Raw genomic sequence first — 16,199 nt, 5'->3', positions numbered from 1 at the left:
CTTTCTCAAAACGCGCTGGTGGTTTTCTTGCGTGCGCGAACCCGCCGAGGCAACTGCTCGTCCATCAGCGCGAGGCCGACATCGTCCTGTGCGCTGTCGAGGAGGCCATTAAGCCGTTCGAGCTCGCCGAACACCTGAAGCACGCGTGCGAGGACGTGCAACTGCATGCGCGGATCACCAGCTTCCAGACGCTTGATGGTGTTGAGTCCCGCGCCGACGCGCTCGGCCAGCGCCTGTTGCGTCAGTCCACGCCGGCGTCGGCCGCGATTGATGTCGTCGCCCAGCTTCTTGAGCGCTCGTTGCGCCGGCGCCGACAGAGGGTGATCAGCCTTACGACCCTCATCAGAGCCGCTATCGGATTTAATGGCTTCCATGCGGACCATTATAGGGCGACGTTAAACAACATCAAGTTGAGTTTCCATAACAGCCCCCATCGCGTCCATTGTCCCGATTAAAGCCCCTTATAAGGCACTTTATAGAGTTCCGCACGACAACCAACGAATCAGAATCGATGACGAGAATAATCTCGGCAGGCGGGCTCATGCGCTGTGCGTTGCACTCATCCTCCGTCGAATCCAGCCGCCGTTCAATCTGCCGTTCGACCGACTTCCCGCAGCCAACAAAAAAGCTCGCATCGCTGCGAGCTTTTTTGATTGCGCGTGCCTGGAAAGCCGGCGCTCAGACCACCCCGGCCCCATGCGCCTGCAGATCGGCGTGATAGCTCGAACGCACCATCGCGCCGACCGCCGCATGCGTGAAGCCCATCTTGTACGCCTCTTCCTCGTACATCTTGAACGTGTCCGGATGCACGTACGCACGCACCGGCAGGTGGTGCTCCGACGGCTGCAGGTACTGGCCGATCGTCAGCATGTCGACGTCGTGCGCGCGCAGATCGCGCATCACCTGCAGGATTTCCTCTTCGGTTTCGCCGAGGCCGACCATCAGCCCCGACTTCGTCGCGACGTCCGGATGCAGCGCCTTGAAGTCCTTCAGGAGCTTCAGCGAGTGCGCGTAGTCCGAACCCGGGCGCGCTTCCTTGTACAGGCGCGGCACCGTTTCGAGGTTGTGGTTCATCACGTCGGGCGGCGCCGCGTTCAGGATCGAGATCGCGCGGTCGAGACGGCCGCGGAAGTCCGGCGTCAGAATCTCGATGCGCGTTTCCGGCGACTGCTCGCGCACTTCGCGGATGCACTCGACGAAGTGAGCCGCGCCGCCGTCGCGCAGGTCGTCGCGGTCGACGCTCGTGATCACCACGTACTTGAGCTTCAGCGCAGCGATCGTGCGCGCGAGGTTCTTCGGTTCGTCCGCGTCGAGCGGATCGGGACGGCCGTGGCCGACGTCGCAGAACGGGCAGCGACGCGTGCACTTGTCGCCCATGATCATGAACGTCGCGGTGCCCTTGCCGAAGCATTCACCGATGTTCGGGCAGCTCGCTTCCTCGCACACCGTATGCAGGTTGTGCTCGCGCAGGATCGTCTTGATCTCGTTGAAACGCGAACTGCCGGTGGCCGCCTTCACGCGAATCCACTCCGGCTTCTTCAGCTTCTCGATCGGAATGACCTTGATCGGGATGCGCGCCGTCTTCGCCTGCGCCTTCTGCTTGGCGGTCGGATCGTAGGCGGCGGTCGCGGCCGAATCGGCCGGTGCGGGGGAAGCGGTAACGTCAGTCATTCGATTGTTCCAGTGCCTGCGGCTTGTCGGCGGCCGCGGATTCGCCATCGAGGTTGGCAATCAGACGCCCCACCAGCGTGTGGGCGACGTCGTTCCAGTCGGCGGCAACCTCGAGGCTCGCCATGTCGACGGTTTCCAGTCCGGCATAGCCGCACGGGTTGATCGCAAGGAACGGGCGCAGATCCATCTTCACGTTCAGGCTCAGCCCGTGATAGCTGCAGCCGTTGCGGATCTTCAGCCCAAGGGCCGCGATCTTCGCGCCTTCGTGCACGCCGGATGCCACGTAGATGCCCGGCGCGCCCGCCTTGCGGACCGAAGCGAGATTATACGCCGCGAGGGTTTCGATCACGGCCTCCTCGATCTTCGTCACGAGCGTGCGCACCATCAGCTTGCGCCGGCGCAGGTCGAGCAGTAGATAGACGACGATCTGGCCGGGGCCGTGGTAGGTGATTTGTCCGCCGCGGTCGACCTTGACGAGCGGCACGCCGCTGTCGGCCACCAGCAGATGGGCCGGGTCGCCGGCCTGGCCGAGCGTGTAGACGGGCGGATGCTCGACGACCCAGATTTCGTCGCCGGTGTCGGCCGTGCGCGTGTCGGTGAACGCACGCATCGCGTCGAAGCTCGTCTCGTACGCCTCGCTGCCCCGCCAGCGCACGGTGACCGCCGCGACGGGCTGAACCGGAGACCCGGCGGGCGATTCGGAAACGGCGACGGGCGTGGACACGATGGCAACCGGCGAGACGGACATGGGCGGTAGTTTACCGAAAACCCATGGGTCTCGCCGACTGCGGAAAGGGACGGATCGGGGTATCCGTCGGAGGAAAGGTCCGTCAGACGGTGCGCCAGCCGTCGTGGAGCAGCGCGTTCACGCGGTTGCGCAACCGCGCCAGCACGCCGCGCGCGACTTCCGCGGCCGGCCGCGACACCGAGAACGCAACATGAGCGCCCTGCCCGCTTTCCGCGCTGAGCCACAGCCGCTCGCCGCGGCGCAGCCGGAGCGTCTCGCCGTCGACCAGGAAGTAGTCTTCGACGTCGTTGCTGCGCGTCGCCCAGACCGGCCCGCATTGCACCGTCAGACGCGTGCTGCGTTGCACCTTCATCGGCACGGTCTCGCCCGGGGGGATTTCGAATGTGATGCTTGAAGAAATTTCTTGCATGATCGACTCCGCCAATAAGTGCTTCGATGGCTACAATCGTAGTCACTTAAAGGCGTCCGACCAAACGACCAATTTTCACGTCGATGTGAGGAAAATTAGCAAATGGACCTCCGCCAGCTCCCTGCGCTGAACGCCATTCGGGCGTTCGAAGCCGCCGCCCGGCACGAGAATTTCTCGCGCGCCGCCGACGAACTCTTCGTCACGCATGGCGCGGTCAGCCATCAGGTGCGCGCGCTCGAGGAGGAACTGGGCGTGCAATTGTTCGCGCGCAACGGCAAGCGGCTGTGCCTGACCGGCGCCGGCATGCGCTACGCGCAGCAGGTGCGCACCGCGCTGATGATGCTGGCCGACGCGACGCGCGAGGTGCGGGCAAGCGACCGCGACCGGCGGCTGGTGGTATCGATGCTGTCGTCGTTCGCCGCGCGCTTCGTCACGCCGCGCATCGGCACGTTCATCGAGCGGCATCCGGAAATCGACGTCGAACTGCAGTCGACCAACACGCTGACCGACTTCGCGCGCGACGACGTCGACCTCGCGATCCGCTTCGGCTTCGGCAACTATCCGGGGCTGCACGTCGAGCCGCTGTTCGACGAAGTGTTCTTTCCAGCGTGCGCGCCGACGTTGAACGGCGGCAAGCTGCCGCAGACGCCCGCCGATCTCGTGCACTACAACCTGCTGCGCTCGGACGACGAGCTGTGGCGGCCGTGGTTCGACGCGGCCGGGCTCGACACATTGACCGAGCCGAAACGCGGGATTCTGTACCAGGATTCGTCGAACCTGCTGCTGGCCGCGATCGAGGGGCAGGGCATCGCGCTGGTGCGGCGCTCGCTTGCGGTGCACGACCTGCTCGACGGGCGCCTCGTGCGCCTGTTCGACATCGACGGGGCGAGCCCGTGGCACTATTTTTTCGTGTGTCCGCCGCCGCTGCTGAACGCGCCGCGCGTGCAGGCATTCAGGGCGTGGATGCTCGACGAAGTTGCGCAATTCAAGCTGCTGTGCGATGAGCTGGATGCGCGGCGGGCGGCGGGGAAGACCCCCGCCGAGTGCGCACAGGAAGGACTTAGAGCACGACCTTGACCATCGGATGGCCGGTCAAGGCGCGGTAGATGTTGTCGAGCTGTTCCTGGCTCGTCGCGCGAACGGTGATCGTGAGGCCGGTGTAGTTACCGCCGCTCGACACACGCTCCTCGATCTTCTCGACGTCGATCTCGTTGTCGTGGACGGCCACGACCTTGAAGATCGTGTCCTTGAATTCCGGGTGCGCCTTGCCCATGATCTTGATCGGGAAATCGCACGGAAACTCCAGCAGCGACTCCTTCCGGGTATCGATCGCGCCGGTGACCTCGATGGTTTTGGTCGGTTCGCTCATCATTTCCTCGGGGTTAGGTCAAACTGTTCAAACTCGCGCGCTTTCGCACGCTGGTACGCGTCGTACAACGCCGCAAACACCGGGCCCGGCTTGCCGCCCTGCACGGGCAGTTCGTCGAGCGACGTGACGGGCAGGATTTCCTTCGTGGCGGACGTGATCATGATCTCGTCCGCCGAGCGCAGCTCGACCTCGCTGAGCTCGCGGGCGACGAACGGAATCCCGCATTGATCGGCCAACTCCTCGACGAGCGCGTAGCGGATCCCCTCGAGGATCTTGTTGCTGCGCGGCGGCGCCAACAGCTCGCCGTTCTTCACGATCCACACGTTCGACGACGACCCTTCGGTCACCTTGTCGTCACGCAGCTGGATCGTCTCGAACGCATCGCGTTCGGCCGCATGCTGCGCCATCAGCACGTTGCCGAGCAGCGAAATCGACTTGATGTCGCAATGCAGCCAGCGGCGATCCTCGGCCGTCACGCAGCGCACGCCGCGCGCGCGCTCCTCGTCCGACGGCAGGCGCAGCGGGCTCGTCATCGCGAACACCGTCGGCACCGCATCCGCCGGGAATGCGTGGCCGCGCTTCGCGACGCCGCGCGTCACCTGCAGGTAGACGAGCGCGTTGCCGTCGCCCAGGCCTTCCGCGTTCGCTGCGACCACGCGCTCGATCAGCGCGCGCCAGCCGGGCGCGTCGTGCGGGTTGTCGATGCCGATCTTCTTCAGGCTGCGCGCGAGCCGGTCCAGATGCTGTTCGATCCGGAACGGCACGTGCGCGCCGTCGTGCGCATAAACGGGGACGACTTCATACACGCCATCGCCGAAGATGAACCCGCGGTCGAGCACCGGCACACGGGCTTGCGACAGCGGCACCAGTTCCTCCTGCGACGACACGCTGAGGTGGACGATCGGTTCGAATTCGGCTTGGCTCATGGCAATACCAGATGGGGATGAAGTCGTGAAAACAAAGGCCCGTCGCGCTTACTTCTTCTTGCTGAACATCAGCAGGATCGAGTCCCAGATACGCCCGAAGATACCCGCTTCCGGCACCGCCTGCAGCGCCACGACCGGGAACTCCGACAGCGTCTTGCCGTCGGCGACGAGCTTCACGGTACCGACCTGCTGGCCCTCCGCGAGCGGCGCGATCAGCGGCGCGTTGACGTCGACTTCCGGCTTCACCTTCTCGCCCAGGCCGCGCGGCACGGTCACCCACTGGTCGCTCTTCACGCCGACCTGCACGGTGTTCTCCTTGCCCTTGTAGACACGCGGCGTCGACATCGCCTGACCACCCTTGAACAGGCGGACCGCGTCGAACGCGCTGTAGCCGTAGTTCAGCATCTTCATGCTGTCCTGCGTGCGCTCGCCTTCCTTCGGCTCGCCCATCATCACCGACACGAGACGGCGCTGGCCGTCGACACCGGGGATCGCGCGCTTGGCCGATGCGATCAGGCAGTAGCCGGCCGCTTGCGTATGGCCCGTCTTCAGGCCGTCGACCGTCGGATCCAGCCACAGCAGCCGGTTACGGTTGCCCTGGCGGATGTTGTTGTACTTGAATTCCTTCTCCGAGAAGATGCCGTAGTACTGCGGAAAATCGCGGATCAGGTGCGCGGACAGCTTCGCGAGGTCGCCGGCCGTCGTGTAGTGGTTCGGATCGGGCATGCCGTTCACGTCGGCGAAGTGCGTGCCCTTCATGCCGAGGCGCTGCGCCTCGGCGTTCATCAGCGTGACGAACTGCCCTTCGCTGCCGCCGACCAGTTCGGCCAGCGCGATCGCGGCGTCGTTGCCCGACTGGATGATCATCCCGTACACGAGGTCGTGCACCGACACCGGCTTGTTCGCCTCGATGAACATGCGCGACTCGTCGCGGCCGACGCGGCGCACTGCCTCGCTCGGCGTGACGATCTGCTCCATCGAGATCTTCTTCTTGTCGAGCGCCTCGAACACCAGGTAGGCCGTCATCAGCTTCGTGAGCGATGCGGGCTCGACGCGTTCGTCGGCGTTGCCCGATGCGAGCACCGTGTTGCTCGTCGCATCGACGAGCACCCACGAGCGCGCGTTCACGCCCGGCGGCGGCACCGCGCCCGGCATGAAGGTCGCGGGCGCGCCGGTGAACTGCTCGGCGGCGGCCGGCGCCGTGTGCGCGGCCTTGGCCTTGGCGGCCGGCTTCGCCTCGGCGACGACGATCGTCGATGCGAGCGCGACGGGCAGCATCACGCCCAGCGCGACGTTGCGCGCGGCGGTGCCGAAGGCGATGGAAGAAGCGAGGGACTTGAGGCCTTGGGGAGACAGACGCATGATCGATTCAGGCTGGTGGCAGAAAGTGCGGCGCGAAACGCGCAGGGTTGAACGGCGAGGCGGCGGGCGTTCCGGGCATTCGTCCGACTGCGTCGGACGGCGCGAAACGCGCCGGTTGGACTCGTGCGGACGCGTTCGGTTCGCGGCCGTCGCGAGCGGGCTGACAGGCGGCGAAACGAGCGCCGCATGGGCCCGGCCGGGCCGCGGGCGACGCGAAATGCGGCCATTATACGTGGCCGCGAACGACGTTTTCGCGAACCGTGCGGGTGGCCGCACACGGGCTTCGGGAGGATAGCGCGGCTTCGCTGGCGGACAATCGCGCGCGAAGCCGCGCGAAAGGCGTGCGCGGGCGCGGTGCAAGACGGGGGCGCCGCGCGGCGGCGGCGGGCATGTGCGACCGGGTTCGACGCGGTGCGACGAGACGCCGCGCGAGCGGCGGCATCGGGATGGCGCGGCAGCGACGACGCAACGCGCGCCGCGCTGCACGCTTCAACGCTTCAACGCCACGCGTCGACGATGATGCGCTTCAGCACGTGCAGCTTGCGATGGAAGAAATGCTCGGCGCCGGGGATCACGACGACGGGCAGCTCCTGCGGCCGTGCCCAGTCGTAGACCGATCCGATCGGCACCGTGTCGTCGGTTTCGCCGTGGATCACGAGCGTGTTCTCGGGCACGTCGGCGACCTGCCAGCGGCTCGCGGCCGTGCCGACGAACACCATCCGCTCGATCGTCTCGCCCGCGTCGCGCAGCCGCTTCGCGACATGCGACAGCACGAAGGTGCCGAACGAGAAGCCCGCGAGCACGAGCGGCAGCTCCGCATGGGCCGGCTGCGCGCGCATGTGCGCGAGCACCGCGAGCAGGTCGTCCGCCTCGCCGATGCCGTTGTCGTGCACGCCCTCGGTCGCGCCGACGCCGCGGAAGTTGGACCGGTACACCACGTAGTTGAGCTGGACCAGCGTGCGCGCGAGCGTTTGCGCGACCTTGTTGTCCATCGTGCCGCCGAACAGCGGATGCGGGTGCGCGACGAGCGCGATCCCGCGCGGCGCGGCGCTGCCGTCGCGCACGGCGTCCGGCAGGTCGACCGCGATTTCGATCTGCCCGGCCGGGCCGGCGATCAGCGACTTCTGCGTATGAACGTTCATTCGGCCGGCCCGCTCAGATCTTCAGGCGGTCGACGACCTTGCCGTCGCGCAGGTGCGATTCGACGATCTCGTCGATGTCGGCCTGGTCGACGTACGTGTACCACGTGCCTTCCGGATACACGACCATCACGGGCCCTTCCTCGCAGCGGTCGAGGCAGCCGGCCTTGTTGATGCGGACCTTGCCCGGCCCCGCGAGGCCGAGTTCCTTCACGCGCTTTTTCGCGTATTCCTGCATGGCCTGCGCATTGCATTGCGCGCAGCTCGGACGCTCGGCGCCCGGTTCGCGCTGATTCAGGCAGAAAAAGACGTGGTGCTGGTAGTAGGAATCCATGATGGTGACGAGCGGCCCGGCGCGGTGCCGGGCGGAAAGAGGGGCGATTGCCGTCGCGCGCGGCAACGGATGTGCGGACGATTATAACGACCGGCGCGCGCCGCTGCCGGCGATCGGCCGTGCCGCCCTGCCCCGCGTGCCGCGTCAGCGCCGCAGCGCGGCCGGCAGCCACGCGTGCTCGACCCGCTGGCCGAGCCAGATCAGCGCCGCGTAGGGCCAGATCCATGCGAGCCAGCGCGCGATGCTGTTGAAGTGCACATAGCGGCCCTGCCGCCAGCCCGACAGCGTGAAGTCGAAGAACGGGTTGACGGGCAGCAGGTTGACGAGCGCCACGCCGGCCAGCAGCGCGGCCGCCGCGAGCAGCGCGCGCCACGCGGCCGGCACGCGCAACGCCACCAGCGCCGCCGCGAAGCCGAGCTCGATGCCGAGTCGCGCGCCGGGCGTCGCCCACACGACGACGAGGCCGGTGCTCGATTGCATGAAGGTGGCGCCCGCCTTCAGCGCGAGTGCGGCCGCGACGAACGCGATCAGGAGTCGCACGCGCGGCGCGCCGGCGCGCATCGCGAGCGACGCGATCGCCAACGCGGCGAACAGCATCAAGCCGCCGAGCACGGCTTCCCACGCGGAGTCGGACAGCCAGCCGTCGACGCGCTCGGGCCACTCGCGCACGCGCCACGCGGCCGGCAGCCACGCGAACAGCGCGTCCTGCATCGAGCCGTCGGCGCGCTCCCACAGCGCGGCCGGCCAGTCGCCGATGCCGAACAGGAACGGCGACGGAAACAGGATCGCGAATGGCCACAGCGCGGCGAGCAGCAGCGGCGTCGCGCCGTCGGTCTCGAACCATGCGAAGCGCAGCCGGCGCAGCGCGCCGCGGTCGAGCAGCGCGCCGGTGGCCGGGGCCGCGAGCGCGGCGCCGAACAGCGCGCCGAGCGCATTGGCCGCGAGGTCGAGATTCGACGCGACGCGCATCGGCAGGTAGGTCTGCAGCGCCTCCATCGATCCCGACAGCAGCACGCCGAGGCCGCCCACGATCAGCGTCGCGGCCACGCCGCGCCGGCGCGGATGCAGCGCGAGCACGCCGAGTGCGCCGAACGGCAGGTAGCCGAGCACGTTGGTCACCACGTCGAACGCGGTCACATAACGCTGCATCGGCGCGAACAGGTAGTCGAACGGCCCGATGCCGAGCGACATCCAGCCGCCGAACGGATACAGCGATGCATAGACGATGAGCGCCGCGTACGCGGCGAACGCCTGTCGTGCCAGCGACGACGCGCGCGGCGTGCCCGGCGCGCTCATCGCGGCTGCACGCTGCGCGTCACGGGTTGCCCGCGTACGCCTGCACGCCGACCCACGCGGCGATCTGCGACACGAGCTCGTCGCTCGCGGCCGCGAGCGCACGCGCGCCGCCGGCCGCGTCGGGCGTGCTCGACGGCGCGCGCGCGACGAACGTGCGCTGGCCGAGCACCTTGCCGTCCTGCATCAGCGTCGCGCGCGCGGTGACCGCGCCGTGACTCTGCGACTCCCCGTCGAACACCTGCTCGAATTCGTTCAGGTCGACCTTCAGCGTCGGCGCGCGCACGCCGTCGGAGCCTTCGAGCACCGCGCCGCGCGACGACAGCGCGCCGCGCAGCCGCTGCGTGAGCAGTTGCGCGGGCGGTGCGGTCCAGCGGCTGTCGCGATAGACGGCCGTGCGCTGCGCATCCGCATACGTGAGGCGGTAGACGAACTTGTCCGTGTCGAGCGCGTCGGGCGCGGCGACGTCGAGCACCTTCAGCGCGGGGCCCGTACCGGCCGTCACGACCGACGCGGCCGGCCCGAGGTCGTAGCGGACGTTCGACAGCGCCGCGCCGTTGCCGGCGCAGCCGGCGGCGAACGCGAGCGTCAGCATCGCGAGTGCGGTCGCGGCCGGACGCAGCGCGCGATCAAGGATTCGTGGCATGGCATGTTCCTGCATGATGTTTCCGGTTTCGATGACGTCAGTGCCCGGCCTCGCTTCGGGCCGGGCGGTCGATGGGCTGGCGCCACGCTTCATTTGCCGGCCGCCGCACCGGCCCCCGGCCAGACGAAGCCCGCTTCGCCGGGCCCGGGCGCGGAGCCGGGCGAACCGAACAACAGACTGCTCGGGTGGCGGCCGAGTTCACCGGCGACGTCCTTCAATTGCCGCGACGCATCGCCGACGCTGTCCGCCAGCGTGTTGAAACGCGGCAGCGTGTCGTACTGGACCCGCGAGTTCAGGTCGTTCAGCGCGACGCCGACCTGCTCCGCGGCCGAGCCGGCCTTGTTCAGGTTCGACACGAGCGGCCCGTTCGGCTGCAGCAGCGTGTTCGCCGACGCCATCGCGCGATTGACCTCGTGCATCGTCTGCGGCAGCGCGGCCACCGCCGGCGCGAGCTGCTTCGACAGCGTCGCCGCCCCGTCCGCCGCGTGCTGCAGGCTTTCGGCCGTCGCGCGCAGCTGCTCGCGCATCTCCGGCGACAACAGCGCGTTCGCGCTTTCCGCCGCCTGCTCGAGCTGCCGCAACAGCACGTCGCCGCGCTCCTGGATCTGGTCGAACAGGCTCGGCCGCATCGGAATCTGCGCGATCGCCTTCGGCGACGACGGCAGCGGCGCCAGGTCGCGGCCCGTGTCCTCGAGCTGCACGAACGCGATGCCCGTCACGCCCTGGAAGCCGAGGCTGCCGTAGGTCGACTGCGTGATCGGCGCGTCGTGGTCGACGAGAATCCGGATCCGGATCTGGCCCGGATGCGTGCGATCGAAGCCGATCGACTGCACCTTGCCGACGTCGAGCCCGCGAAAACGCACGGCCGCATCGGGGAACAGGCCCGTCACGTTGGTGCGCGCGAGCAGGTCGTACGGCACGCGCACGGTGCGGTCGACGTTGAACCAGAACACGGTGCCCGCGATCGCCAACGTCAGCGCGATCGTGAACAGGCCGGCCCAGAACGCATGTGATTTGTTTTCCATCAGGAGATTCCTTGTCCTTGCCGGTTACAGCTCGACGCTCGAGAGCGCCGGTTCGAGGGCGGCCTTCGGCAGCTTCGCGCGCCGCTCGGGCGGCAGCGCCTGCAGTGCGCGGCGCCCGCGCAGCCCCAGGAAATATTCGTGGATGAACGGATGGTCGACGTTCGCGGCCTCCTCGACCGGCGCCGCGACCAGCACCTTGCGGTCGGCCAGCACCGCGACGCGCGTCGACAGCGCGACCATCGTGTCGAGGTCGTGCGTCACCATCACGACCGTCAGCCCGAGCGTGCGGTGCAGCGTCGCGATCAGCTCGACGAATTCGTCGGATGCCTGCGGGTCGAGGCCGGCGGTCGGCTCGTCGAGGAACAGCAGTTCGGGCTCCAGCGCGATCGCGCGCGCGATGCCGACCCGCTTCACCATCCCGCCCGACAGCGCGGCCGGCATCTTCGACGCGTGCTTGCACGGCAGCCCGACCATTTCGAGCTTCAGCATCACGATGTCGTGCAGCAGGTCGGGCGGCACGCGGCCGAGCTCGCGCAGCGGCTGCGCGACGTTGTCGAACACCGTCATCGACGAGAACAGCGCGCCCTGCTGGAACAGCATCCCCGAGCGCGTGCGCATCATCCCCGCGCTCGCGTCGTCGATCTTCGAGGTGTCTTCGCCGAACACCTTGATCGTGCCGGACGTCGGCCGCTCGAGGCCGAGGATCTGCCGCACGAGCGTCGTCTTGCCCGACCCCGAGCCGCCGACGATCGCGACGATCTCGCCGCGCCGCACGTCGAAATCGAGCTTCTGGTGAATGATGTTGCGCCCGTAGCGCTTCGTCAGGTTGCGCACCTCGATCACGAGGTCGTCGCCGGGCGCGGCGGCCGATCCGGCGCCGGCTGCCGCGGTATGGGCGCTGGCGGCACCGGCCGCCGAGTCGTTCGACGCGTTCATCCGAGCCCCACGTTCTGGAACAGGATCGCGAACACCGCGTCGGCGAGGATCACGACCGTGATCGACGAGACCACCGACGTGGTCGTGCCTTCACCGAGGCTTTGCGAGTTCGCCTTGATCCGGAAACCGAAATGGCATGCGACCAGCGCGATCAGCATGCCGAACACGACGCCCTTGCCGACGCCGATGTACAGGTTCGCGATCGGCACGACGCCCGGCAGCGAGCGCACGAAATAATTGATGTCGATGCCGAGCACGAATTTGGCGGCGAGCGCGCCGCCGGTCAGCGCGATGATGTTGGTCCACATCACGAGCAGCGGCATCGCGACGCCGAGCGCGAGCACGCGCGGCAGGATCAGCCGCAGCCCGTGCGGGATGCCCATCACGCGCATCGCGTCGAGCTCCTCGGTCACGCGCATCACGCCGATCTGCGCGGTGATCGCCGAGCCCGAGCGGCCCGCGACGAGGATCGCCGACAGCACCGGGCCGAGCTCGCGGATCACCGACAGCCCGAGGATGTTCACGATGTAGCGGTTCGCGCCGAATGTCTGCAGCTGCTGCGCGGACAGGTAGCTGAGCACGATGCCGATCAGGAACGCGACCAGCGCGGTGATCGGCAGCGCCTGCGCGCCGGCGCTGTAGATGTTCGCCGAGGTTTCCTTCCACGGCATCGTGTTCGGACGGCGCAGCACCGACAGCGCGTCGAGGATCACGAGGCCGAACATCGCGATGCCGCCCTGCAAATGCTCGGCGAACGCGAACAGCATGAAGCCAAAGCGCGTGATCGGGCCGAAGTGCACGACGCGCTCGGGCGCCTCGCGCTGGCTGTCGAGCCGCTCGATGCGCTCGAAGATCGTGCGCTGCGTGGGGCTCAGCGCGACGCCGTCCGGCAGCTTCCGGCCCCACACGCGCCACAGCGCCTGGCCGCCGACGTGGTCGAGCCGTTCGATGCCGGACAGATCCCATTCGCTCACGCGCCCGGTCGCGATGCCCGCGACGCGGCGCGCGACCGCGCCACGGTTGCGCGCGAGCGCAAGCGCGGTCCATTGGCCGTACAGGCGCACCGTCTGGCCCTGGCCGCCGGCGTCGACCGACAGGCCGGGAGGAGTCTCGAAGTCCAAGGGCGGGTAGTTTGCAAAAGGTTGACAGCGGCCATTGTAGCGAACCGCCCGGCGCAGCGACGTGAGGATGTCGGTCGCGGCGCCCGGCCGGCGCGCCGGCCCGAGGCGCCCGCCTGCACGTGCGCGGCCCGGATCGGCTTGCCCCGCGCGCGAGCTTTCATTCTTCCGTCATGTTTCCTTTCGATACTCTCACGCGCCGCACCTCAGGCCGTCGGCGCCCGCGCCGCCATTTCGTTGCGGACTTCGCACTTCATCGTCGCGACTCATAGAACAGAACACCGAACAGGACAACCGATGCGTCTCCCCCCGCTTTTCCGCCGCCGCGCGGGCTCCGCCGCCGCGCTCGCCAGCCTCGCCTTCGCCCTCGCCGGCTGCGGCGGCGACGACGTCACCGCTCCGCCGCCGCAGGCCCAGGCACCCGCCGGCACGACCGCCACGCTCGCGCTGCTCGAAACGACCGACCTGCACACCAACGTGCTGTCATATGACTATTTCAAGCTCGCCGCCGACAATTCGCTCGGGTTCGAGCGCGTGTCGACGCTGATCGCGCAGGCGCGCGCGCAGTACCCGAACACGCTGCTGCTCGACAACGGCGACACGATCCAGGGCACCGCGCTGTCGGACTATCAGGCGCTCGTCAAGCCGATCGGCTGCGACCAGACGCTCGCGATCTACAAGGTGATGAACGCCGCGAAGTTCGACGGCGGCGGGATCGGCAACCACGAGTTCAACTACGGGCTGCCGTACCTGTCGCAGGTGACCGGCAACACGTTCGACGTCGACGGGCTGCCGGCCCCCGCGCAGCAGAAGAAGTGCGCGGGCCCGAACTTCCCGCAGGTGCTCGCGAACGTGATCAGCGCGAAGACCAACGCGCCGCTGTTCACGCCGTACACGATCCTGACCCGCACGGTGACGGCCGTCACGCCCGACGGCAAGACGGTCAGCGCGCCGGTGAAGGTCGGCATCATCGGCTTCACGCCGCCCGCGATCATGAACTGGGACAAGCGCTGGCTCGACGGTAAGGTTTATACGACCGGTCTGAAGGAAGCGGCCGAGAAGTACATTCCGGAGATGCGCGCGAAAGGCGCCGATCTCGTCGTCGCGATCTCGCACGGCGGCCTCGACAACTCGGCCTATTCGCCGACGATGGAAAACGGCAGCTGGTGGCTGTCGAAGGTGCCCGGCATCGACGCGATGCTGATCGGCCACTCGCACCAGGTGTTCCCGGACGCGAACAGCACCGTGCCGCAGTTCAACCTGCCGGGCGTCGACAAGGCGAAGGGCACCGTCAACGGCGTGCCGACCGTGATGGCCAACTTCTGGGGCAAGCATCTCGGCGTGATCAAGCTCGGCCTGAAGTTCGACGGCAACACGTGGAGCGTCGACAAGTCGCTGACGACCGTCGAGGCGCGGCCGATCCAGAACGCGGACAAGAGTTACGTCGCCGCCGACCCGTCGGTCTCCGCCGCGATCGCCGCCGAGCACCAGGCGACGATCGACTACGTGAAGACGCCGATCGGCTCGACCGACTACCGGATGAACTCGTACTTCGCGGACGTCGGCGATCCGGGCGCGATCCAGATCGTCAATGAGGCGCAGGCCGACTACGTGCGGACCTACGTGCAGGCGAACCTGCCGCAATACGCGTCGCTGCCGGTGCTGTCGGTCAGCGCGCCGTTCAAGAGCGGCTTCGGCGGCGGCAGCGACTACACCGACGTCGCGCCGGGCGCGCTCGCGATCAACAACGCGGCCGACCTGTACCTGTATCCGAACACCGTGTACGCGGTGAAGGTGAGCGGCAGCGACGTGAAGAACTGGCTCGAGACGGCCGCGAAGCGCTTCAACACGATCGACCCGACCAAGGCGACCGTGCAGCCGCTCGTCAGCAGCTTCCCCGGCTACAACTTCGACATGTTCACGTCCGCCGATCTCGCGTACGAGATCGACGTCACGCAGGCGGTCGGCAGCCGGATCAGGAACCTGACGTACAAGGGCGCGCCGATCGACCCGAACGCGCAGTTCATCGTCGCGACCAACAACTACCGCGCGAGCGGCGGCGGCAACTTCCCGGGCCTCGACGGCAGCAAGACGATCTTCGCGTCGCCCGACGCGAACCGCGACGTGCTGATCGCGTTCATCAAGAAGCGCGGCGCGATCACGCGCGCGGCGGACGGCGCGCAGCGCAGCTGGCGCTTCACGAAGCTCGCGAGCTCGGTCGCGCACGTGCGGTTCACGTCGGCGCCGAATCGACTAGGCGACGCGGCGGCAGCCGGCCTGAGCGGCCTCACGCAGGTCGCGGCCGACGACGGCTCGGGCAAGAACCTCGCCATCTACGAGATCGACCTCACGCAATGACCATGAGACCCGCGATGCAACCGATCCGGACGATGCGGCCGGCCGAGGCCGGCGTCACCGCCGCCGCGCGGCGCCTGCTGCGCGCGAAACTCCCGCCGGCCGCGTTGCTCGCGGCGGCGGCCGTGACCGTCGCGGCCGTCGTCGCGACGACCGGCTGGCGGGCCGCCGGCCCCGCGCCGAGCGCCGCGCAGCTCGACGAATGGCAGGCGATGGTCGCGCAGGCCGTCGAGCCGCACGCGCTCGCGCAGTTGCGCACCCTCGCACGGCGCGGTTCGGGCGACGCGCAGGCGGCGCTCGGCATCGCGCTCGTCGATGCGCGCGAGCCGGGGCTGCGCGACGAGGGGCGCGGCTGGCTGGAAACCGCCGCGGACGGCAAGACCGACTCGCCCGCCGCGCGACGCGCGCAGCTCGCACTCGGCAAGGCCCTGCTGCTCGGCAGCGGCGACCTCCCGAAGGACTACGTCCGCGCCCGCGCGCTGCTCGGCGAAGCGGCCGGCCAGGGCGATCCGGCCGCCGCGTACTACCTCGGGCTGATCTACCGCAGCGGCTACGGCATCGCGGCCGACCCGGTGCAGGCCGCGCACTGGTTCGAGCTCGCGTCGCGCGCGGACATCCCGGCCGCGGACTTCATGCTCGCGAACGCATACCGCGACGGCAGCGGCGTGCCGCGCGACGAAGCGCGGGCGCTTGCGCTGTATCGCCGGGCCGCCGAGCACGAGTTGCCGGAAGCCGTGCAGACGCTCGCGATGGCCTATCGCAACGGCGAACTGGGGCTCAAGCCCGACGCGGACGAATTCCACGCGCAGTGGATCGAGACCGCGCATGCGTTGAAGCATCCGGTGGTCGCGCCGTGACGGCACGGCGC

General features: G+C 68.3%; 17 protein-coding genes. 3 read left to right on the top strand and 14 right to left on the bottom strand.

Annotation, left to right across the window (positions count from 1 at the left end):
• Positions 1 to 5: 5 nt before the first annotated feature.
• The 4 genes from SB786_RS01600 to SB786_RS01585 form a co-directional block, all read right to left on the bottom strand.
• Positions 6 to 374, bottom strand: coding sequence for a helix-turn-helix transcriptional regulator (locus SB786_RS01600; protein ID WP_410725882.1), 369 nt, complete (start codon positions 372 to 374; stop codon positions 6 to 8).
• Positions 375 to 678: 304 nt separating this feature from the next.
• Positions 679 to 1,671 carry a lipoyl synthase gene (gene lipA, locus SB786_RS01595; protein WP_006760316.1) on the bottom strand — a complete coding sequence of 331 codons (993 nt, stop codon included), beginning with the start codon at positions 1,669 to 1,671 and terminating at the stop codon, positions 679 to 681.
• Complete coding sequence (gene lipB, locus SB786_RS01590; RefSeq protein ID WP_410725881.1) at positions 1,664 to 2,419, bottom strand: lipoyl(octanoyl) transferase LipB; 756 nt, start codon at positions 2,417 to 2,419, stop codon at positions 1,664 to 1,666. Before lipB ends, lipA begins: the two co-directional genes overlap by 8 nt.
• Positions 2,420 to 2,501: 82 nt before the next feature.
• Positions 2,502 to 2,828, bottom strand: a complete 327-nt coding sequence (locus tag SB786_RS01585) for a DUF2917 domain-containing protein (RefSeq protein ID WP_410725880.1) — start codon at positions 2,826 to 2,828, stop codon at positions 2,502 to 2,504.
• 102 nt (positions 2,829 to 2,930) lie between these two features.
• Here SB786_RS01585 and SB786_RS01580 point away from each other — a divergent pair, with 102 nt between their 5' ends.
• Positions 2,931 to 3,905 carry a transcriptional regulator GcvA gene (locus SB786_RS01580; RefSeq protein WP_410725879.1) on the top strand — a complete coding sequence of 325 codons (975 nt, stop codon included), beginning with the start codon at positions 2,931 to 2,933 and terminating at the stop codon, positions 3,903 to 3,905.
• On the opposite strand, the gene SB786_RS01575 is transcribed toward SB786_RS01580, so the two are convergent.
• The 10 genes from SB786_RS01575 to SB786_RS01530 form a co-directional block, all read right to left on the bottom strand.
• Positions 3,889 to 4,197: a YbeD family protein gene (locus tag SB786_RS01575; RefSeq protein WP_006760320.1), complete on the bottom strand. Its 309-nt coding sequence runs from the start codon at positions 4,195 to 4,197 to the stop codon at positions 3,889 to 3,891. The genes SB786_RS01580 and SB786_RS01575 overlap by 17 nt on opposite strands.
• Entirely contained in the window at positions 4,197 to 5,123 is a 927-nt protein-coding gene (locus SB786_RS01570) for a D-amino acid aminotransferase (protein ID WP_410725878.1), read from the bottom strand. The genes SB786_RS01575 and SB786_RS01570 overlap by 1 nt, the downstream gene beginning before the upstream one ends.
• 48 nt (positions 5,124 to 5,171) lie before the next feature.
• Complete coding sequence (locus tag SB786_RS01565; protein WP_410725877.1) at positions 5,172 to 6,485, bottom strand: D-alanyl-D-alanine carboxypeptidase family protein; 1,314 nt, start codon at positions 6,483 to 6,485, stop codon at positions 5,172 to 5,174.
• A gap of 497 nt (positions 6,486 to 6,982) precedes the next feature.
• Positions 6,983 to 7,627: an alpha/beta hydrolase gene (locus SB786_RS01560; RefSeq protein WP_138847095.1), complete on the bottom strand. Its 645-nt coding sequence runs from the start codon at positions 7,625 to 7,627 to the stop codon at positions 6,983 to 6,985.
• 13 nt (positions 7,628 to 7,640) lie between these two features.
• A complete protein-coding gene (locus SB786_RS01555; RefSeq protein WP_006755914.1) occupies positions 7,641 to 7,958 on the bottom strand; it encodes a (2Fe-2S) ferredoxin domain-containing protein in 318 nt (105 codons plus the stop codon).
• A 144-nt stretch (positions 7,959 to 8,102) separates the two neighbouring features.
• A complete protein-coding gene (locus tag SB786_RS01550) occupies positions 8,103 to 9,254 on the bottom strand; it encodes a VanZ family protein (RefSeq protein WP_410725876.1) in 1,152 nt (383 codons plus the stop codon).
• Positions 9,255 to 9,273: 19 nt separating this feature from the next.
• Complete coding sequence (locus SB786_RS01545; protein WP_410725875.1) at positions 9,274 to 9,897, bottom strand: ABC-type transport auxiliary lipoprotein family protein; 624 nt, start codon at positions 9,895 to 9,897, stop codon at positions 9,274 to 9,276.
• An 89-nt stretch (positions 9,898 to 9,986) separates the two neighbouring features.
• Positions 9,987 to 10,922, bottom strand: coding sequence for an MlaD family protein (locus tag SB786_RS01540; RefSeq protein WP_410725874.1), 936 nt, complete (start codon positions 10,920 to 10,922; stop codon positions 9,987 to 9,989).
• Positions 10,923 to 10,946: 24 nt separating this feature from the next.
• Positions 10,947 to 11,858: an ABC transporter ATP-binding protein gene (locus SB786_RS01535; RefSeq protein ID WP_410725873.1), complete on the bottom strand. Its 912-nt coding sequence runs from the start codon at positions 11,856 to 11,858 to the stop codon at positions 10,947 to 10,949.
• Positions 11,855 to 12,979: an MlaE family ABC transporter permease gene (locus SB786_RS01530; protein WP_034177296.1), complete on the bottom strand. Its 1,125-nt coding sequence runs from the start codon at positions 12,977 to 12,979 to the stop codon at positions 11,855 to 11,857. The genes SB786_RS01535 and SB786_RS01530 overlap by 4 nt, the downstream gene beginning before the upstream one ends.
• A gap of 294 nt (positions 12,980 to 13,273) precedes the next feature.
• On the opposite strand from SB786_RS01530, the gene SB786_RS01525 reads away from it, so the two are divergent.
• The gene (locus tag SB786_RS01525) at positions 13,274 to 15,334 is read left to right on the top strand and encodes a bifunctional 2',3'-cyclic-nucleotide 2'-phosphodiesterase/3'-nucleotidase (RefSeq protein ID WP_410725872.1); all 2,061 of its coding nucleotides are present in this window, start codon (positions 13,274 to 13,276) and stop codon (positions 15,332 to 15,334) included.
• Between the two features lie 14 nt (positions 15,335 to 15,348).
• Positions 15,349 to 16,188, top strand: a complete 840-nt coding sequence (locus SB786_RS01520) for a tetratricopeptide repeat protein (RefSeq protein WP_410725871.1) — start codon at positions 15,349 to 15,351, stop codon at positions 16,186 to 16,188.
• Positions 16,189 to 16,199 lie beyond the last annotated feature (11 nt).

The organism is Burkholderia sp. SIMBA_062 (genome assembly GCF_046534765.1).
Taxonomy (GTDB): domain Bacteria; phylum Pseudomonadota; class Gammaproteobacteria; order Burkholderiales; family Burkholderiaceae; genus Burkholderia; species Burkholderia ambifaria.
This window is presented reverse-complemented; position numbering and strand designations above follow the sequence as displayed.